Annotated in this window: 20 protein-coding genes; 11 read left to right on the top strand and 9 right to left on the bottom strand. The window is 61.4% G+C overall.

Features of this window, described 5'->3' with window-relative positions; translation table 11 throughout:
* Positions 1-34 precede the first annotated feature (34 nt).
* From ACQZ5H_RS02560 to rsmA, 6 genes are all read left to right on the top strand, one after another.
* Entirely contained in the window at positions 35-1,210 is a 1,176-nt protein-coding gene (locus ACQZ5H_RS02560; RefSeq protein WP_449096655.1) for an LptF/LptG family permease, read from the top strand.
* On the top strand, positions 1,207-2,295 hold the full coding sequence (lptG, locus tag ACQZ5H_RS02555) for an LPS export ABC transporter permease LptG (protein WP_449096654.1): 1,089 nt from the start codon (positions 1,207-1,209) through the stop codon (positions 2,293-2,295). The genes ACQZ5H_RS02560 and lptG overlap by 4 nt, the downstream gene beginning before the upstream one ends.
* Positions 2,295-4,658, top strand: coding sequence for an LPS-assembly protein LptD (locus ACQZ5H_RS02550; protein WP_449096653.1), 2,364 nt, complete (start codon positions 2,295-2,297; stop codon positions 4,656-4,658). The genes lptG and ACQZ5H_RS02550 overlap by 1 nt, the downstream gene beginning before the upstream one ends.
* A gap of 181 nt (positions 4,659-4,839) precedes the next feature.
* On the top strand, positions 4,840-5,778 hold the full coding sequence (locus ACQZ5H_RS02545; protein WP_112718821.1) for a SurA N-terminal domain-containing protein: 939 nt from the start codon (positions 4,840-4,842) through the stop codon (positions 5,776-5,778).
* Positions 5,779-5,783: 5 nt separating this feature from the next.
* Positions 5,784-6,809: a 4-hydroxythreonine-4-phosphate dehydrogenase PdxA gene (pdxA, locus tag ACQZ5H_RS02540; protein ID WP_449096652.1), complete on the top strand. Its 1,026-nt coding sequence runs from the start codon at positions 5,784-5,786 to the stop codon at positions 6,807-6,809.
* Positions 6,809-7,636, top strand: a complete 828-nt coding sequence (gene rsmA, locus ACQZ5H_RS02535; RefSeq protein WP_449096651.1) for a 16S rRNA (adenine(1518)-N(6)/adenine(1519)-N(6))-dimethyltransferase RsmA — start codon at positions 6,809-6,811, stop codon at positions 7,634-7,636. Before pdxA ends, rsmA begins: the two co-directional genes overlap by 1 nt.
* 149 nt (positions 7,637-7,785) lie before the next feature.
* Here rsmA and gmk read toward each other — a convergent pair whose 3' ends face one another.
* The 7 genes from gmk to fabD all read right to left on the bottom strand — a co-directional run bounded on the left by gmk (position 7,786) and on the right by fabD (position 14,295).
* Positions 7,786-8,448: a guanylate kinase gene (gene gmk, locus ACQZ5H_RS02530; protein ID WP_112719525.1), complete on the bottom strand. Its 663-nt coding sequence runs from the start codon at positions 8,446-8,448 to the stop codon at positions 7,786-7,788.
* Between the two features lie 3 nt (positions 8,449-8,451).
* Positions 8,452-9,339 (bottom strand): YicC/YloC family endoribonuclease, encoded by an 888-nt coding sequence (locus tag ACQZ5H_RS02525; RefSeq protein ID WP_112719526.1) that lies wholly within the window; start codon positions 9,337-9,339, stop codon positions 8,452-8,454.
* 14 nt (positions 9,340-9,353) lie between these two features.
* Positions 9,354-10,574, bottom strand: a complete 1,221-nt coding sequence (mltG, locus tag ACQZ5H_RS02520; protein ID WP_199628839.1) for an endolytic transglycosylase MltG — start codon at positions 10,572-10,574, stop codon at positions 9,354-9,356.
* Positions 10,575-10,703: 129 nt separating this feature from the next.
* Positions 10,704-11,966, bottom strand: coding sequence for a beta-ketoacyl-ACP synthase II (fabF, locus tag ACQZ5H_RS02515; protein WP_112719528.1), 1,263 nt, complete (start codon positions 11,964-11,966; stop codon positions 10,704-10,706).
* A 92-nt stretch (positions 11,967-12,058) separates the two neighbouring features.
* A complete protein-coding gene (locus ACQZ5H_RS02510; RefSeq protein ID WP_003502080.1) occupies positions 12,059-12,295 on the bottom strand; it encodes an acyl carrier protein in 237 nt (78 codons plus the stop codon).
* A gap of 287 nt (positions 12,296-12,582) precedes the next feature.
* On the bottom strand, positions 12,583-13,320 hold the full coding sequence (gene fabG, locus ACQZ5H_RS02505; protein ID WP_130282812.1) for a 3-oxoacyl-[acyl-carrier-protein] reductase: 738 nt from the start codon (positions 13,318-13,320) through the stop codon (positions 12,583-12,585).
* Between the two features lie 30 nt (positions 13,321-13,350).
* On the bottom strand, positions 13,351-14,295 hold the full coding sequence (gene fabD / locus ACQZ5H_RS02500; protein WP_449096650.1) for an ACP S-malonyltransferase: 945 nt from the start codon (positions 14,293-14,295) through the stop codon (positions 13,351-13,353).
* Between the two features lie 204 nt (positions 14,296-14,499).
* Here fabD and ACQZ5H_RS02495 point away from each other — a divergent pair, with 204 nt between their 5' ends.
* The gene (locus tag ACQZ5H_RS02495; protein ID WP_449096649.1) at positions 14,500-15,543 is read left to right on the top strand and encodes an aldo/keto reductase; all 1,044 of its coding nucleotides are present in this window, start codon (positions 14,500-14,502) and stop codon (positions 15,541-15,543) included.
* 13 nt (positions 15,544-15,556) lie between these two features.
* Here the strand turns inward: ACQZ5H_RS02495 and ACQZ5H_RS02490 are convergent, their stop codons facing one another.
* Entirely contained in the window at positions 15,557-15,733 is a 177-nt protein-coding gene (locus tag ACQZ5H_RS02490) for a hypothetical protein (RefSeq protein WP_449096648.1), read from the bottom strand.
* 306 nt (positions 15,734-16,039) lie between these two features.
* Between ACQZ5H_RS02490 and rpsF the strand changes: the two genes are divergently transcribed.
* The 4 genes from rpsF to rplI all read left to right on the top strand — a co-directional run bounded on the left by rpsF (position 16,040) and on the right by rplI (position 18,493).
* On the top strand, positions 16,040-16,498 hold the full coding sequence (gene rpsF, locus ACQZ5H_RS02485; RefSeq protein WP_112719533.1) for a 30S ribosomal protein S6: 459 nt from the start codon (positions 16,040-16,042) through the stop codon (positions 16,496-16,498).
* 12 nt (positions 16,499-16,510) lie between these two features.
* Entirely contained in the window at positions 16,511-16,759 is a 249-nt protein-coding gene (gene rpsR, locus ACQZ5H_RS02480; RefSeq protein WP_004680498.1) for a 30S ribosomal protein S18, read from the top strand.
* A 156-nt stretch (positions 16,760-16,915) separates the two neighbouring features.
* Positions 16,916-17,899: a DUF2232 domain-containing protein gene (locus ACQZ5H_RS02475; protein WP_112719534.1), complete on the top strand. Its 984-nt coding sequence runs from the start codon at positions 16,916-16,918 to the stop codon at positions 17,897-17,899.
* A 15-nt stretch (positions 17,900-17,914) separates the two neighbouring features.
* Complete coding sequence (gene rplI / locus ACQZ5H_RS02470) at positions 17,915-18,493, top strand: 50S ribosomal protein L9 (protein ID WP_449096647.1); 579 nt, start codon at positions 17,915-17,917, stop codon at positions 18,491-18,493.
* A 63-nt stretch (positions 18,494-18,556) separates the two neighbouring features.
* On the opposite strand, the gene ACQZ5H_RS02465 is transcribed toward rplI, so the two are convergent.
* Positions 18,557-19,624: an HlyD family secretion protein gene (locus ACQZ5H_RS02465; protein ID WP_449096646.1), complete on the bottom strand. Its 1,068-nt coding sequence runs from the start codon at positions 19,622-19,624 to the stop codon at positions 18,557-18,559.
* Between the last annotated feature and the right edge of the window lie 5 nt (positions 19,625-19,629).

Raw genomic sequence — 19,629 nt, 5'->3', positions numbered from 1 at the left:
GGGCGTTTGCCCAGCGGATCGTTCAAGGGCAGGCATGAAACTTCTCGAGATCTACATATTGCGGCGCGTCGGCCAGATGTTTTTCGTAGCGCTGCTGCCAGTGCTTGCGATCATCTGGACGACTCAGGTGCTGCAGCGCGTCAATCTCGTGACCGACAGCGGGCAATCCGTCGGATCGTTCGCGATGCTGGCGACACTGATCCTGCCGTCGATCATTCCGATCGTCCTGCCCTTCGCTCTCGTCATCGGCATCACTCAGACGCTGACGACGATGAACAACGATTCCGAACTGACAGTCATCGACGCTGCCGGGGCCAAGCGCAGCATCCTGGTGCGCCCGATCCTGCTGCTTGCGGCCGTCATCAGCGTCTTTTCCTTCTTCGTCGACAACGTCGTCGAGCCGAAGGCCAAGACCGGCGTCCGCCAGATGGTGGCTGAGACCTATGCTGACCTGCTCTCGACGGTCATCGAGGAAAAGAACTTCCGCAAGATCGACGACGGCCTGTTTGTGCAGATTTCCGAACGTCTCGCGGGCCGCGTCCTGCGTGGGCTCTTCGTCGTCGACGAGCGCGATCCGGCCTTCGACATGATCTATTATGCGCACGAAGGCGCCGTCGACCAGAGCGGCACGTCGCTGCTCATGAAGGATGGCGAAGTCCAGAGAAAGACCCGCGACGGCAACGTCTCGATCATCCGCTTCGATTCCTATTCGTTCGACCTGTCGGACCTGACGGAAAACCGTGGCGAGGCGACGCTGCGCGCCAGCGACCGCGATCTGGCGTTCCTTTTGAACCCCGACCCGACGGATAAGGATTACATTGCGAAACCAGGTAGTTATACTGCCGAGCTGCATCGGCGCATGACGGACTGGACGCTGCCTTTCGTCTTTGCTCTGATCTCGCTGGTGATTGCCGGCGACGCACGCTCGCATCGCGAAGCGCGCCTCCATCCGATGATCTCGGCGCTCGGGATCGCCTTTGCTCTTCGCTGGGCATCTTTCTACGCTGCAAACGAGATCGATACGCGCCCAGCCTACACCGTGATCCTTTACGGCATCCCTGTTGTCGCTTCGCTGATTGCGATCGTCCTTCTCAATTTCCATAGGCGACTCGTTCCGACGGCCATCGGCAATCGCCTTTCGGCGATTTCGCGTCTTGTGAGCGGCTATCTAGGCCCGCGTAAGAACGGAAAATCGGGAGGTGCCGCATGATTTTCGGCACGCTTGGGCGTTATTTCTTCCGCCGCTACATGGTGACGACCGTCTGGTTTTTCCTGGGAATCATCAGCATCGTCTTCCTGATCGACTTCAGCGAGACCGCGACCCGAATGTCCGGCCTTCCCGGCTACACGGTTGCGAGCGGCCTGTTGATGACGGCGGTTCGTCTGCCGCTGCTTTTGCAGCAGACTATTCCATTCATCGCCCTCTTCGTCGGCATGACCGTGCTGATCGGGCTCAACCGGAAATACGAACTGGTCGTCACTCGCGCGGCAGGCATTTCCGTCTGGCAGTTCATGACGCCCTTCGTTGTCGGCGCCTTGCTGCTTGGCGTCTTGACGGTCACGGTCATCAACCCGATTGCCGCTTGGGGCCAGCGCCAGGCCGCGCTCGTCGAGACCGATTGGCGCGGGCAGGACAAGCTTGCCAACAAGGCATCGCAGATCCCGTGGATTCGTCAGATCAGCGGCCAGGACGACGTTATCATCGGCGCGCAGACGATCCTCGAGAACGGCACGCTGCTGACCGACGCGGTGCTTATCCACTTCGATTCGGATGGCCGGGTGATCCTGCGCCAGGATGCGAAGTCGGCAAAGTTGGAAGATGGTTACTGGCTTCTTAAGGATGTGACGGAGCGCCGCCCCGGCGAAATCGTCCAGCGTAAGGATACGGTACAACTGCGTACCAATTTGAAGCAGGATTTCGTCAGGGAGCGCCTGACTCCACCTGAAACCATTGCTTTTTTTGATCTTTCTAATCGAATTGAAATTGCGAAATCCTTCGGTGTTCCGACCAAGGCGCTGGAGACGCAATTCCACTCACTGCTGTCGCAGCCGCTGCTTCTCGTAGCGATGACTCTCATTGCTGCAACAGTGTCCCTGAAATTTAGCCGGTTCAACCAATCGAGGTCCGTGATTCTGGGTGGCATCCTCTCAGGCTTCGTGCTTTATGTGCTGACCGTGCTTGTAAAAGCATTTGGAAGCAGCGGAGTTGTGCCGCCTTTCGTGGCGGCCTGGATTCCGGTAGTCGTCGCGCTGGCACTCGGCGCAACGATTCTGCTTCATCAGGAGGATGGCTAGTGGCGGCAGGCGACCGCAAGACTTTTAGTAAACAGTTGGTTGCCCTGCTCGCAGGTGCGACTCTGCTCAGCTATTCCGGCAGCATTCCAGAAGTCTTTGCACAGGAAAATCCAGCTATCCAGAAGCTGCAGCCGAAGGTCCAAGAGGGCCAGAAGCTGGTGCTTTCGGCAAACGAACTGGTCTATAACAAGGACCAGCAGATCGTTTCCGTCACGGGTGGCGTTCAGATCAATTACGCCGGCTACAAGCTGGTAGCGCAGCGTGTTGAATACAACCAAAAGACGGGGCGCATGATGGCGCTCGGCAACATCGAGATGATCAGTCCCGATGGCAACCGGATGTATTCCGACAAGCTTGACGTTACCGATGATTTTGCGAACGGCTTCGTCAACGCGCTCCGTATCGAGACTGCGGACAATACGCGCATCGTCGCCGAAAGCGGTGAGCGCGTCGGCGGCACGCAGATGATCCTGAACAGGGGCGTCTATACGGCCTGCTTGCCCTGCGCTGAAAACCCTGAAAAGCCGCCATTTTGGCAGGTCAAGGCTGAACGCGTCATCCAGAACGGCGAGAAGCATACCATTCGCCTAGAGAAGGCTCGCTTCGAGCTGCTCGGCACTCCGATCGCTTACATTCCGTGGATCGAAGTCCCAGATAACACCGTGAAGCGCAAGTCGGGTTTCCTGTTCCCGACGATGAGCACGTCGCAGAATCTCGGATTCGGGCTCTCCATTCCGTATTACTACGTGTTCTCGCCGAGCATGGACGCAACGGTGACGGGTACCGGTTATACCGAGCAGGGCTTCCTGCTTGACGGCGAGTTCCGTCAGCGTTTCGAGAACGGCACACATACGCTTCGGATGGCGGGTATCAACCAGCTCAATCCGGAGAACTTTACGAGCGATACGAGCGATCAGCGCGAAAACCGCGGCATGATCGCCTCGCAGGCCGAGTTCAAGATCAATCCGCGCTGGACCTTCGGCTGGGACGTCATGTATCAGTCCGACAACAACTTCTCGCGGACTTACAATCTTAAAGACTACAACCAGACAACGCATACCAACCAGATTTACCTGACGGGCCTCGGCAAGCGGAATTACTTCGATCTGCGCTCATTCTATTTCGACGTCCAGGATGCGGATCCGACGAGCGAAGCCGAAAAGCAGCAGGCGATCGTCTATCCGACGATGGACTATCACTATGTCGCGCCGCAGCCGCTGGCAGGTGGTGAACTGTCGCTCGACGTCAATCTGACGAATATCTCGCGGACGCATGACAGCTTCTTCGACAACCCGCTTGGCGACGACAGGTTCTCGCTCAAGGGGCAAACTGCGCGCCTCGGCGGCGAGTTGGAATGGAAGCGGACCTTTGTGACGCCAGCAGGCGTCCTGATCACGCCGCTGCTTGCTGCGCGCGGCGATGCGTTCTCGCTCAATGTCGACGACCCGAACTCGATCAGCGGCACCTCCGTCTACAATGGCGACTTCGACAACGGCGATGCGGCGACCCGCGGCATGCTGACTGCCGGTCTCGAAGTCCGTTATCCGTTCCTGATCACGACCTCCAACAGCTCGCATGTGATCGAACCGATCGCGCAGGTTTATGCGCGCCCGGACGAGCCGCTTGCAGGCGCCCTGCCGAACGAAGATGCGCAGAGCTTTGTCTTCGATGCGACCAACCTGTTCGATCGTGACAAGTTCTCGGGTTATGACCGTATCGAGGGTGGCACGCGCGCCAATATCGGCTTCCAGTACACGGGCACATTCGACAGCGGCTACAAGCTGCACGGTATCTTCGGCCAGTCCTTCCAGCTCGCCGGTGACAACTCGTTCGCCAGCCCCGATCTGGTCAATGCAGGCGCCGAATCCGGCCTCGAAACATCGCGCTCCGACTATGTCGGTCTTGGCGGCATCGAGACGCCTCAGGGTCTGGCTCTCGCAGCATCCTACCGTCTCGACGAGAAGGACTTGTCGTTCCGTCGTGGTGATTTCACTGCAGGCTTCCAGAACGACACGTTCCAGAGCCAGTTGATCTATACCCATATCACCAAGCAGCCGGACTACGGCCTCCTCGAGGATGCGGACGAATTGCAGACGAAGGCGTCGGTCAAGTTCAAGGATTACTGGTCCATCTTCGGCGGCATCGCCTGGGATCTGAACAACGACGTCATCGCCCGCAAGAGCATCGGCCTCTCCTACGAAGATGAGTGCACGATCTTCACGATCGCCTATACCGACAAGCGCGACCTGAGCGACGAGTCCGCAAGCGACTGGACGATCGGCGCCAAGCTGACGTTCCGCACGCTGGGCGACATCAACGTCGGCAACTTCGACGATCCGGACAAGAAGATCTACAACAACTAAGCGTACAAAGCGGCGGCGAAAGAAAGAGAGCCTTTCTTTCGCCGCAAGACTTTTGCAGGACATTGCCGTCAGCAATTATCTGAGGCATAGGAAAGCATCATTTCGCTGGAAATGACGTCCTGTAGTCTCGATGGAAGGAAATAGGCGCGCATAGACTGTGTCGTCTAGGAAGGGTCGATAGATGATTGGCGCCAGAAGAACGGTTACGGCAATCCTTGCAGGCGCTGCGATGTGCATCGCGGCTGCCGCGTTTCAGCCGGCCTTTGCCGCAAGCGAGGTCAAGGCCGTTGTCAACGGCACGGCGATCACCTCCGGTGACGTTGCCAAGCGTGTGGCCTTCCTGAAGCTGCAGCATCAGAAGGCAGATGCGAAGAGCGCCCAGGAATCGTTGGTCGACGAAGCGCTGAAGCGCCAGGAAGTCGCCCGCGTGCGCATGTCTGTCTCCAAGGACGACGTCGATGCCTCCTTCGCCCGCTTCGCGCAGGGTAACAAGCTGACCGTTGCGCAATTGACCGACATTCTGACCCGCGCCGGCGTTGGCGCCGACCATTTCAAGCAGTTCATCGCGGTGCAGATGAGCTGGCCGCGCGTCGTCAATGCGCGCTTCGGCTCCGCCGGCCGCATGTCGAGCAGCGATCTCGTCTCGCGCATGATGGAGAACAACAAGCAGAAGCCCGAAACCACCGAGTATATGCTGCAACAGGTCATCTTCGTGGTGCCGCAGTCGAAGAAGGGCATCACCGCCAAGCGCAAAAGCGAAGCGGAAGCATCCCGCTCGAAGTATCCGGGCTGCGATCAGGCGAAGGTCTTTGCCGCGACCATGCGTGACGTTTCCATCCGTGACCTCGGCCGCATGCTTGCGCCGCAGCTGCCGGCAGACTGGAAGCCGCTGGTCGAGCAGGCCAAGGGCAACACAACAGCAACCCGCGTGACTGACAAGGGCGTCGAATATCTGGCGATCTGCAGCCAGCGTCAGGTTTCCGACGACACGGCCGCCGAGATGGTGTTCCGCCAGGAAGACCTCGACAAGGCGAAGGCCAACAAGGAAGCGCCGACCGACGAGAATTCCAAGAAGTACCTCGACGAACTGCGCTCCAAGGCGCAGATCATCTATCGCTGATCGCCATGGCAGTCCCCTTCTCGCGGCCACTGGCGCTAACGCAGGGTGACCCGGCAGGGGTCGGCCCGGATATCACGCTGACGGCGTGGCTGCGCCGCCGTGAGCTCGGTCTCGCGCCGTTCTTCTTCATCGGCGATCCCGATGTGCTGGCCGTGCGTGCCCGTCAGCTCGATGTTACCGTGCCGATCCGCCACGCGGATGCCAACACGGCCAGCGAGATCTTTGCCGAAGCTCTGCCGGTCCTGCCGATAGCGGCCGGCGTTGAAGTCGCCGCTGGTGAACCGCATGTGGCGACGGCCGCCGGAACGATCGCCGCGATCGAGACCGCGGTCGCGCTGACCCACAAGGGCGAAGCGCTTGCGGTCGTGACGAACCCGATCGCGAAGTCGGTGCTTTACGAGGCGGGCTTCAAATTCCCTGGACATACCGAGTTTCTTGCCGATCTCGCAGCACGCGCGACGGGTAAGGCCATGACGCCGGTCATGATGCTTGCCGGGCCGAAGCTGCGAGCCATTCCCGTCACCATCCATATCCCGATCAGGGACGTGCCGCAGGCGCTGACCGGTGCCCTGATCGTCGAGACCTGCCGTATTGCCAATGCCGACCTGATCGAGCGCTTCGGGATCGCCCAGCCGCGCCTTGCGGTGGCCGGTCTCAACCCGCATGCGGGCGAGAGCGGCACGATGGGCCGCGAGGACGAGGACATCATCCATCCGGCGGTGCAGCAGTTGCGCTCCGAAGGCATTGATGCCATCGGCCCCCTGCCCGCCGATACGATGTTCCATGACGAGGCCCGCGCCCGCTACGACGTCGCCGTCTGCATGTATCACGACCAGGCGCTGATCCCGGCGAAGGCGCTCGGCTTCGACGATTCCGTCAATGTGACGCTTGGCCTGCCCTTCGTGCGAACCTCGCCTGATCACGGCACGGCCTTCGGCATTGCCGGCAAGGGCATTGCCCGCGAGCACAGCCTCGTCGCCGCGCTGAAGCTGGGCGCCCAGCTGGGCCGCAACGCCGAGAGCCGCCGCTGATGGCTGCACTCGATGGCCTGCCGCCGCTGCGCGACGTCATCCAGCGTCACGGGCTCGACGCCCGCAAGGCGCTCGGACAGAACTTCCTCCTGGACCTCAACCTGACGCAGAAGGTTGCCCGCACTGCCGGCAATCTTGAGAACGCCACGGTCTTCGAGGTTGGCCCAGGTCCCGGCGGCCTGACGCGTGCAATCCTGGCGCTCGGCGCCAAGAAGGTGATTGCCGTCGAGCGCGATCCGCGCTGCCTGCCGGCGCTTGCCGAGATTGCCGATCACTATCCGGGCCGTCTCGAGGTCATCGAAGGTGACGCGCTGAAGACCGATTTCGAGGCTATGGCGCCTGCGGGTCCGGTCAAGATCATCGCCAACCTGCCCTATAATGTCGGCACGCAGCTTCTGGTGAACTGGCTGCTGCCGAAGCAGTGGCCGCCCTTCTGGGAGTCGCTGACGCTGATGTTCCAGAAGGAAGTCGGCGAGCGGATCGTCGCCGAACAGGACGACGATCACTACGGCCGCCTCGGCGTGCTCGCGGGCTGGCGCACTCAAGCGCATATGGCCTTCGACATTTCCCCGCAGGCCTTCACGCCGCCGCCGAAGGTGACGTCGACGGTTGTGCACCTGACGCCGCGTGAAAACCCGATCCCCTGCTCCGTGGCCAACCTGGAGCGGGTCACGCATGCCGCCTTCGGCCAGCGCCGCAAGATGCTGCGCCAGAGCCTGAAGCCGATCGGCGGCGAGGCGCTGCTTCATAAGGCGGGAATCGATCCGCAACGGCGAGCCGAGACGCTTTCGGTGGATGAGTTTTGCTTGCTCGCGAATAGCCTCTAGGGGACTTCCTACACCACCCTCGTCCCTGTGTCCTTGTGGCTGCGCCCGCGAGATGTCACAGGAATCCGGCGGCGCCCCAGTCTTGGGGCGCGGGAGACACTTCTTCAAATCGGAAATGAGGGGCGCTCGCCGAGCCCCCCGCCTGGCCCTCAGAGAACCGGCGTCTCTTCCAGCAGCTTGGTGACGAAGTCGAAGACGCCGTGGCCGCGATCTCGGCGGAGACGCTCGGCCTTGACGATCGACTGAACGGAGTCGAAGGCTTTCTCGAGATCGTCGTTGACGATGACATAGTCGTATTCGCGCCAGTGGCCGATTTCGGCGCGGGAATTGGCCAGCCGCTGGGCGATGACTTCTTCGGAGTCTTCGGCGCGGCGGTGCAGGCGCGATTGCAGCTCGGTCATGGTCGGGGGCAGCACGAAGATCGAGACGACGTCTGCCGACATCTTTTCCTGCAGCTGCTGGGCGCCCTGCCAGTCGATGTCGAACAGCATGTCGCGGCCTTCGCTCATCGCCTGTTCGACGGGAGCGCGCGGCGTTCCGTAGAAATTGCCGTGAACCTCGGCCCACTCAAGAAGCGAATCGGAATCGCGCAGCACCTCGAATTCGCGGATGCTGACGAAGCGATAGTGGATGCCCTCGACCTCGCTCGGGCGGCGCTGGCGCGTTGTGACACTGACCGACAGACCGATCTGGCTATCCTGCGCCAGAAGCGTGCGGGCAATCGTCGATTTTCCGGCACCCGACGGCGATGAGATGACAAGCATCAGGCCGCGGCGCGCGATCTGAATGGGCGACGTTTTCGTCGGTTGCATGGATCACTCCAGATTCTGGACCTGTTCGCGGAACTGGTCGATGACGACTTTCAGTTCAATGCCGGCGGCAGTCACGGCCGAGGCATTCGATTTCGAACAGATGGTATTCGATTCCCGGTTAAATTCCTGTGCAAGGAAATCCAGCTTGCGGCCGACAGGGCCGCCTTTTGCCAGCAATTCGCGGGCAGCGGCGACATGCGCCTTCAGCCGGTCGATTTCCTCGCGAAGATCAGCCTTGGTGGCAAGCAGTGCCGCCTCGGCATGAAGGCGATCGCGATCGAGCGCTGCGGTGCCATCGAGCAGCATCGCCACCTGCGTCTTCAGGCGCTCGGCGATCTCCTGCGGCGAGCGCGAAGGGTCGCGCTCGATGGTCTGCGTCAGTGTTTCGATCGTCGAGACGTGGTCGAGGAGTACGCGCGACAGAGCCGCCCCCTCCTGCTCGCGCATCAGCTTCAGATCGGCAAGCGCGCCGACGAGGCCGCTGACGACATCGGCATCACGGGCAGCGAGTGCGTCTTCGCTGTCTTCGCTCTCGCGGAACTCCACGAGGCCGCGGATCGACAACAGCGTGTCGAGCTTCAGCGGCTCCGGATCGATGATGCCTGCCAGCTGGTCGCGCAGGGCAAGAACGGTCGCCAGCGCATCCTGATTGAGAACTGTTTCGAAGCGGTTCTCGCCGGCCGAAACCGAGAGGTTCGCCTGCATGTTGCCGCGGCTGAAGGTTTCGCCCGCCATGCGGCGCACGTCCACTTCCATCCGCTCCAGGCCGGGCGGCAGGCGCAGGCGCAGGTCGAGACCCTTGCCGTTGACCGAGCGCAGCTCCCATGCCCAACGCCAACGGCCGCTCGTTCCCTCACGCCGTGCAAAACCGGTCATGGACTGCAAAGCCATGCGAGCCTCCGAAATCAGTTGGTCTTCTTTTTCTTCTGGGCGGCAGGCGCATCCGCCTGTGCTTCGGGCTGGCCGTCCACCGCGATATTCGGGTCGGCGCCCTTGTCGGCTTCCAGCTTGCGCCAGCGCCTGACATTGGCATTGTGGTCGTCGAGCGTGGCCGCAAAGACGTGACCACCGGTGCCGTCGGCTACGAAATAGAGGTCTTCGGTCTTCCAGGGATTGGCCACGGCTTCCAGCGCGTCACGGCCCGGATTGGCAATCGGCGTCGGCGGCAGGCCCTTGATGATATAGGTGTTGAAGGGCGTGTCCTTCTTCAGGTCCGACTGGTAGATCGGCCGGTCGGCCGGCTTGCCGTCGCCACCGAACAGACCGTAGATGATCGTCGGATCCGACTGCAGGCGCATGCCCTTGCCGAGGCGGTTGAGGAAGACGGACGCGACATGGGCGCGCTCGTCCGGCACGCCGGTTTCCTTCTCGACGATCGAGGCGAGCGCCACCAGCTCTTCCTTCGACTTCAGCTGAAGCGCCGGATCGCGCTTGTCCCAGATCTGCTCGACGAGCTTGGTCTGGGCGGCTGCCATCTGATCGACGATCTCGCCGCGCTTGGTACCGCGCGAGAACTTGTAGGTATCCGGCCGCAGGCTGCCTTCAGCAGGAAGTACGGTCGGCAGCTCGCCTTCCAGAACCTGGTCATCGTTCATCCGGTTGAACATCTGGCGGACGGTCAGCCCTTCCGGGAAGGAGATCGAATAGAGGATCGACTTGCCCGACTTCAGCAGCTCCATGATGTCGTTCATGGAAGCCTTGGCCTTGATCTCGTATTCGCCGGCCTTCAGGCTTTCGCCTTCGTTCAGATGGGTGGCCGTCAGATAGCGGAAGATGCGGGCGTCGGAAATGATGTTGTTGCGCTCGAGATTGCTCGAAATTTCGGAGAGACCAGCGCCGCTGCGAACGATGAAGTTGGTGTTCGTCTCGAGCGGGCCTGGATCCTGATAGCTCGAGATCGCGTAGTAGAAGGCAAAGACCGCCGCGGCGCAGCCGAGCACCACCAGCGTCATCACGAAATTGAGGAAGATCACGACCTGGCTGCGCGCCTTCTTGGAGCGCTTCGGCGGCTCCGGAACGCGTTCCGGGCGCAGCGCTTCAGTCGGCGATTTCGGAATGATCCGGCCGTTCTGTGCCTGCTGCTCGCCCTGACCCGGCGTTTCGTTGCTCTGGTTCGTGTCGCTCACCCGGCATTCCTCTATATTTGGCCCCGTCTGCTTTTTAAGAAGCAATACGGCAAAAAACAGGTGGGCCGCCGCCACGAGGTGCCGGCCCTGCCTTCGTGCTCTGCCAAAATGCGCCGTGGCGCCCGCCTGTTAGGCGGCGTAGCGGCGCAGAACCAGCGATGCGTTGGTACCGCCGAATCCGAAGGAATTCGACAGTGCCACATTGATTTCCCGCTGACGAGCCTTGTGCGGAACGAGATCGATGGCCGTTTCGCGCTCGGGGTTGTCGAGGTTCAGCGTCGGCGGGGCGACGTTGTCGCGGATCGCCAGCGTCGTGAAGATCGCTTCGATAGCGCCTGCGGCACCGAGAAGGTGACCCGTTGCCGACTTGGTGGACGACATCGAGATCTTCGAAGCGGCATTGCCGACGAGGCGCTCGACGGCGCCGAGCTCGATCGTGTCGGCCATGGTCGAGGTGCCGTGGGCGTTGATGTAGTCGATATCGGCAGGCGTCAGGCCGGCGCGCTTCAGCGCCATCGCCATGCAGCGCTGTGCGCCTTCGCCGTCTTCCGACGGTGCGGTGATGTGATAGGCGTCGCCCGACAGACCATAGCCGACGACTTCGGCATAGATCTTGGCGCCGCGCGCCAGCGCATGTTCCAGCTCTTCGAGAACGACGATGCCGGCGCCCTCGCCCATGACGAAGCCGTCACGGTCCTTGTCGTAGGGACGCGAAGCCTTGGTCGGGTCGTCGTTGTGCTGGGTCGACAGCGCCTTACAGGCGGCAAAGCCTGCGAGCGAAATGCGGCTGACCGGGGATTCGGTACCGCCGGCAACCATGACATCGGCATCGCCGAGTGCGATCAGACGGGCAGCATCGCCGATGGCGTGCGCGCCGGTCGAGCAGGCGGTGACGACGGAGTGGTTCGGGCCGCGCAGCTTGTGGCGGATCGACACCTGGCCGGAGACCAGGTTGATCAGGCGGCCGGGAATGAAGAACGGCGAGATGCGGCGTGGGCCCTTGTCGCGCAGCGTATAGCCCGCCTCGACGATGCCCTCGATGCCGCCGATGCCGGAACCGATCAGCACGCCGGTGGCGATCTGGTCCTCGTCGGTCTGCGGATGCCAGTTTGCATCCTTCAGCGCCATGTCGGCGGCAGCCATGCCGTAGATGATGAAGGGATCGACCTTGCGCTGTTCCTTGGGCTCCATCCAGTCATCGGGATTGAAGGTGCCTTCGGTGCCGTCACCGACGGGAATGCGGCAGGCGATCTTGGCGGGAAGATCTTCGACTTCGAACTCGGTTACGAGGCGGGCACCGTTCTTGCCTTCGAGCAGACGCTTCCAGGTGATTTCAGTTCCGCATCCCAAGGGTGATACCATACCGGTACCGGTGATAACGACCCGTCTCATCGAGTGTCCCCGCCTATAGTCTTCTTGAAATTGGGCTTAGCCCCAAATGAAAAGGGCGGACTCGTGGCCCGCCCTTTGAAAATCGCTCAGGATTAAGCCTGGGCCTTTTCGATGAACTTGACTGCGTCGCCGACGGTCAGGATCGAGTCAGCTGCGTCGTCAGGAATTTCAACGCCGAATTCTTCTTCGAACGCCATGACCAGTTCGACGGTGTCGAGCGAGTCTGCGCCCAGATCGTCGATAAAGCTTGCGCCTTCGACAACCTTGTCGGCATCGACGCCAAGATGATCAATAACAATTTTCTTTACGCGTTCTGCGATATCGCTCATGTCGGTTTCCTCGACCTTATGTCCTGATCAGAGTGCCTTCTGGCACCCCTACCCTGTTTCAGCCTACGGCGCCCTCTCGACGCCTTCAGCAAACTCGTTGGCCCGGCTTCCAGGTGTACCAGGCTGGCTCAAAGCCTGCCGGTTCGCCTTGTTTCTCGGGACGACTGTTCACAGTCATTGGCCCGCTTAACACGGTTTATGTCTGCCGCAAAGCCAGAAAATCAACCCCGCCAGATTGGTCAACACGCTATTGACGTGAAAAACGGTGACGGGGCCGGTTTCCTGTTTCAGATCATGGCCATGCCGCCGTTTACGTGCAGCGTCTGGCCCGTCATGTAGGCTGCTTCGTTGGAAGCGAGATAGGCAACGGCAGACGCAACTTCGGCGCCCGTGCCCATGCGCTTCATCGGGATCGCGCCCATGATCGCGTCCTTCTGCTTGTCGTTCAGCTTGCCGGTCATGGCAGACTCGATGAAGCCGGGGGCGACGCAGTTGACAGTGACGTTGCGGGTGGCGATCTCCTGCGCCAGCGACTTGGTGAAGCCGATCATGCCGGCCTTGGAGGCACAGTAGTTTGCCTGGCCCGGATTGCCGGTGACGCCGACGATCGACGTGATGTTGATGATGCGGCCGAAGCGGCGGCGCATCATCGGGTGCGTCAGCTCGCGGGTCAGCAGGAACATCGAGGTCAGGTTGACTTCGATGACGCTGTCCCAGTCCTCGTCGCTCATGCGAACGAAGAGGCCATCCTTGGTGATGCCGGCATTGTTGACGAGAATGTCGACGCCGCCGAGCTCTTCTTCGGCCTTGGCGCCGAGCGCCTTGACTTCGTCACGGTTCGACAGGTTCGCCGGGAAGATCTTGACGCGGTCGCCGAGATCGGCGGCCAGCGCTTCGAGCTTTTCGACGCGCGTGCCGTGCAGGCCGACGATGGCGCCCTGCTTGTGGAGGATACGGGCGATTTCCTCGCCGATGCCGCCGGATGCGCCTGTGACGAGAGCCTTGCGGCCGGTAAGATCGAGCATGGATGCGTTCCTTATGTCTGGTGGGGCCGATCAGGCCATGAGGGCGGCGACGGCTGCGTCGATATCGGCGGCCGTATTGACTGCAATGCCATTGACCGTCTTGTCGATGCGGCGCGCGAGGCCCGTCAGCACCTTGCCGGAGCCGAGCTCGTAGAGCGTCGTGACGTTATTTGCGGCGAACCATTCGACCGTCTCGCGCCAGCGGACCTGGCCGGTGACCTGCTCGACGAGAAGCTTGGCAATCTCGTCTGCATCGCTGACCGGTGCAGCGCGGACGTTGGCGATGACGGGAACGATCGGATTGGACTTGGCAACGCCGGCGAGCGCTTCGCGCATCGCGTCTGCCGCAGGCGCCATCAGCGTCGAATGGAAGGGCGCGGAGACCGGCAGCAGGATAGCGCGCTTGGCGCCCTTGTCGGTCGCGAGCGCTGCAGCCTTTTCGACGGCTGCCTTCTCACCGGAAATGACCAGCTGGCCGCCGCCGTTGTCGTTGGCGATCTGGACCGAACCGAGAGCGGATGCCTCTTCGCAGACGGCGATGACGTCAACCTGTTCCAGGCCGATGATGGCAGCCATGGCGCCGACGCCAACCGGAACGGCTGCCTGCATGGCATTGCCGCGGATGCGCAGGAGACGGGCGGTATCGGCAAGCGAGAATGTGCCGGCGGCGCAGAGTGCCGAATATTCGCCGAGCGAATGGCCGGCGACATAGGAAACCTTGGACTTGAGATCGAGGCCCTTGGCCTGCAGGACGCGGATGACGGCCATGGAGACGGCCATCAGCGCCGGCTGGGCATTCGCCGTCAGCGTCAGCGTCTCTTCGGGACCTTCGAACATGATGGAGGACAGCTTTTCGCCGAGCGCCTCGTCGACTTCATCGAATACCGCGCGGGCTTCAGCAAAGTTTTCGGCAAGCTCCTTGCCCATGCCAACAGCCTGACTGCCTTGGCCCGGAAATGTAAAAGCGACCGTCATTTCTATATCCCTATTATGTCATTTGGGCGATTTCGCCTCCAATTGACGTTCTTTCCTGAGGAGTCAATAGCCCGTTCGCGGTCTCCAGAGCCTTTTGCAGGTGCGAAAAACCGGGCTTTTTGCACTTGCGCTTGCCGAATTCGCACTTAAATTTGCGCCGCCCCAGCGCGGGTTCCGCCGCACACTTGCTTTCAAGGTTTTCCAATGAAGTTCAACAAATTAGGCCGTACAGACATATCGGTTTCGCAAATCTGCCTCGGCACCATGACCTGGGGCTCGCAAAACAGCGAGGCAGAAGCCCACGCGCAGATGGATTACGCCGTCGAAAAGGGCGTGAACTTCTTCGACACCGCCGAACTCTATCCGACGACGCCGCTTTCCTCGGAAACCTACGGCCACACCGAAGAGTTCATCGGCAGCTGGTTCGCAAAGACCGGCAAGCGCAAGGACATCGTGCTGGCGACCAAGGTAGCCGGCCACGGGCGCTCCTACATCCGCGGCGGCGAAGGCGCCGATGCCAAGAACATCAAGCTTGCCGTCGAAGCCAGCCTCAAGCGCCTGAAGACCGACTATATCGACCTCTACCAGATCCACTGGCCGAACCGCGGCCATTTCCATTTCCGCCAGAACTGGCACTACGACCCCTTCAAGCAGGACCGCGCCAAGGCCGTCGCCAACATTCTCGATATTCTCGAGGCGACGGATATCCTGGTGAAGGAAGGCAAGGTGCGCGCGCTCGGTCTCTCCAACGAGACGACCTGGGGCATCCAGAAATACCTGACGCTCTCGGAGCAGAAAGGCCTGCCGCGCGTCGCCAGCGTCCAGAACGAGTATAACCTTCTCTACCGTCACTTCGATCTGGATCTCGCCGAACTCTCGCATCACGAAGATGTCGGCCTGCTCGCTTATTCGCCGCTCGCCGCCGGCATTCTCTCCGGCAAGTATCAGAGTGGCGTGAAGCCTGAGGGATCGCGCGCCTCGATCAACGGAGACCTCGGCGGCCGCCTGCAGCCGCTGCAGGAAGCACCGACCAAGGCCTATCTCGAGATTGCCGCCAACCACGGCCTCGACCCCTCGGCCATGGCACTCGCTTTCTGCCTCAACCGCCGCTTCATGGCCTCGGTGATCATCGGCGCGACGACGATGGAACAGCTGACGACCGATCTCAGCTCGGTCGATGTGAAGCTGTCGGGCGACGTGCTTGCCGAGATCGAGAAGGTCCACCGGCAGTATCCGATGCCGCTGTAAAACACACGCTAGGTTATCGCAGATCGATCCCCTTATGAGGCTTTCTGTGTTCTGCGATAACCTGCTCAAGGTCGATATCGTCCTCGTCAGGATTTGCAAGGCGCCTACAAAACTGCTCGGCGGGCTCGCGCTGAGGCATGTCATCACCGTGATTGCTTTTGCCGTCTTCGGAATACTTCGTCTCTTTCAAGAGTGCTCCCCTCGGTGATGCGGTTCAGATAGATATAGCACAGCCTGTCCGCCAGCCCCTTGCCTTCTGTCGAAAAATCCGTATAAGCGCCCCTGTTCGAAACCCGGTCTTCTGGCTGGTGGCTGAACGGAGGGCCGGTTTCCTTTAGGGGAATCGTTCGGAACGGAAGCGTTCCAGCCTCCCGTGTCTCCGCTCTCGACCGTCTCGGAAACGCTTTTCTTGCCTGGGTCCGCCCAATCAGGAGCAGTCGTTGAGGCTTAGCCGCCGAATACCGGGTTGACCAAACGCAAGAAAGGCAAAGCTGTCATGGCTCTTTATGAACATGTATTCCTTGCCCGGCAGGATATTTCCGCTCAGCAGGTCGACGCCCTCGTAGAACAGTACAAGGGTGTGATCGAAGCTAACGGCGGTAAGGTCGGGCGCGTCGAAAACTGGGGCCTCAAGTCCCTCACGTACCGCATCAAGAAGAACCGCAAGGCACATTACGTCCTCGTGGACATCGATGCACCGGCAGCTGCGATCCAGGAAATGGAACGTCAGATGCGCATCAGCGAAGACGTCCTGCGCTACATGACGATCGCTGTTGAAAAGCACGAAGAAGGCCCGTCTGCCATGATGCAGAAGCGCGACCGCGACGACCGCGGCCCGCGCGAAGGTGGCGACCGTGGCCCGCGCCGCGAGTTCGGTGACCGTCCGCCGCGCCGTGACGGCGACTTCCAGCGTGGCCCGCGTCCTGATCGCGCTCCCCGCGAAGACCGTGCATAAGGAGATATAAGAATGTCTGAAGCTTCCTCCGCTCCGGTCCGCCGCCCGTTCCATCGCCGCCGCAAGACTTGCCCCTTCTCTGGTGCAAACGCTCCGCGCATCGACTACAAGGACGTTCGTCTCCTGCAGCGCTACATTTCCGAGCGCGGCAAGATCGTTCCGTCCCGTATCACGGCTGTTTCGCAGAAGAAGCAGCGCGAACTCGCTCAGGCGATCAAGCGCGCCCGCTTCCTCGGCCTGCTGCCGTACGTCGTCGCCTAATCGGCTGACGAGACCAAATCGAGGGAAGGCAGAGATGCCTTCCCTTCTCCCTTTCGCGATGGGCGCGGATCGGAACTCTTAAAACCCATGTTGAGGCCTTTCTGAAACTGATTCAGAAAACGCCCTCTAACTGCTTTATGAAGCAGGACAGCGACCGTGAACAAACTGGACTTTAAAACGCTTTTGACCGGCGCCCTTGCCGGCATTACCGCCGCACTGCTGGTGCTCGGCGCGAGCGTTCAATTGTCGTTCAGCGCCGTCCTTTACGCGGCTTCCGCGCTTCCCATTCTTCTCGTCGGCCTCGGCTGGGGCAATGCTGCCGCCATCTCCGCCGTCGTCACTGCCGCCGTGCTCGGCGCCATCGCCATCTCGCCGACCTTCGCGCTGATGATGACGCTGGTGACGCTGCTGCCGGCCGGCTGGCTCAGCCATCTCGCCAATCTGGCGCGCCCCGCCTCCGAGCTCGGCGGTCCCGATCATCTGATGGCCTGGTATCCGCTGTCCGATATCCTGCTGCATCTCTGCGCACTCGTGACGCTCGCCGTCATCGTCACCGGCTTCATGATCGGCTACGGCCCGGATCTCGTCAGCCAGATGGTCGATGCGCTGTTCACGTCCTTTGCCCAGCAGCAGCCGGAAGTGAGCCTCGATCCGGCTGCGACGGCGCAGACCAAGTCGCTGCTGCTGCTGATGCTGCCAGCCATCCAGGGCGCCATGTGGGTGGTGCTCTTGTTTGCTGCCTATTACATCGCGACCCGCATCGTGAACGCTTCGGGCCGGGCGCTGCGTCCGCGCGAAGACATTCCGTCCGCGCTTCGGATGAACCGCAATTCGATTTTCGTCTTCCTCGCCGGTCTGGCCGCCACCTTCTTCGGCGGCGTTCCGGCGATGATCGGAGCAACCGTCGTCGGCACGTTCGGCGCCGGCTTCCTGCTTTCCGGCTTCGCCTCGCTGCATTTCCGCACGCGCGGCAAGGACTGGCGCCTGCCGGCGCTGATCCTTCTCTACCTGGCATCGCTCATCCTGATGCTGCCAGCCTTTTTCATCCTGGTCGTCGGCCTGTCCGATACGCGCAAAGCGATCGCACTGACCCCCAACAAGGATGCGGATGCCCCCAAACAAACAGATTCGAACATCTAAGAAAGGAACTCTAACATGGACGTCATTCTCCTCGAACGTATCTCCAAGCTCGGCCAGATGGGCGAAACCGTAAAGGTTCGCGACGGCTTTGCTCGTAACTACCTCCTGCCGCTCGGCAAGGCTCTGCGCGCCAACGAAGCCAACAAGAAGCGCTTCGAAGCCGAGCGTGCAACGCTCGAAGCCCGTAACCTCGAGCGCAAGTCGGAAGCCCAGAAGGTTGCCGACGTTCTCGACGGCAAGGCCTTCATCGTCGTCCGTTCGGCTGGCGAAACCGGCCAGATGTACGGCTCGGTCGCGGCTCGCGACGTCGTCGACATCCTCGGCGCAGAAGGCTTCAACATCGGCCGCAACCAGGTTCACCTGAACACGCCGATCAAGGCAATCGGCCTGCACAAGGTTGAAATCCAGCTGCATTCGGAAGTCGAAATCCACGTTGAGCTCAACGTTGCACGTTCGGCTGAAGAAGCTGAGCGCCAGGCCAAGGGCGAGACCCTGACCTCGGTTGACGCGATCTACGGCGTTGACGAAGACGCTCTGCGTCCGGAAGACTTCTTCGATCCGGAAGCTGACGGCCTCGACGAAGACGAAGCATAAGCTTCTCTCCGATACCGCATACGGAAAGCCCGGCCTCGTGCCGGGCTTTTTCGTTTCAGGGGCCTACTGGTTGTCGGCAACACTCTTCAGAGGTGCTGCGCTCTTGTCGATCCGCACCACGACCGAGAGGCCGGGCGACAGGTCCTTGGCCAGATCCTGGCCGGGATCGATGCTGATGCGCACGCCGACGCGCTGGGCGACCTTGGTGAAATTGCCGGTGGCGTTATCGGGCTTGATGACGGCGAATTCCGAACCGGCGGCCGGCGAGAAGCGCTCGACGCGGCCGGTCAGCCGGTGATGGCCGAGCGCATCGACGGAGACCGAGACCGGCTGGCCGACCTGCATTCCATCGAGCTGGGTTTCCTTGAAATTGGCGATCACCCAGACGTCCTCGGGAACCACCGCCATCATCTGCGTGCCCAATGTGACGTATTGCCCGATCCGCACGCCGATCTCCCCGAGATGGCCGTCGCGGGGTGCCACGACCGACGTGTTCTGTAGGTCGATTTCGGCGAGCTGGACCGCCGCCTCGGCACCGGCGACATTGGCTTCCAGAGAGGCACGATTGACGATGATCGTCGCCAGGCTCTGCCTGGAGACTTCGAGGGCGGCCTGCGCCTGATTGAGCGCCGCCTTCGCCTGCTCGAGCGTCGCCTGGGCGGCTTCGGATTCGCTGGCCGAGGCGATGCCGCGGTTGCTCAGATTATCGACGCGGTCCCAGGCAAGCTGGGCACGCTTCAGCGCCGCGGTGGCGCTGTCGATCTGCGCCTGGCTGGAGGCGATGTTGGCTTGTGCCGAGAGCTCCTGCTGGTGCGAATTGGCGAGCGACGCCTTCTGACCATCGAGCGCGGCGCGCGACTGCGCCAGCTTCTGCGCATAGATGCGGTCGTCGATCTTGGCGAGTACCTGCCCCTGCTTCACATGCTCGTAGTCCTTGACCGGAACGTCGACGACATAGCCGCTGACCTGTGGGCTCATCAGCGTGACATAGCCGCGGACATAGGCATTGTCCGTCGTTTCCACCGAGGTGACGAAGGGCGGCAGGCGCCAGGCATAGAGCACCAGCAGGATGCCGGCGGCACCGGCGATCAGCACGATCAGAGAGGTGGGCGAGCGGAGGGATTTGAACATGCGGA

Source organism: Rhizobium sp. 21-4511-3d, assembly GCF_053522545.1.
This window is presented reverse-complemented; position numbering and strand designations above follow the sequence as displayed.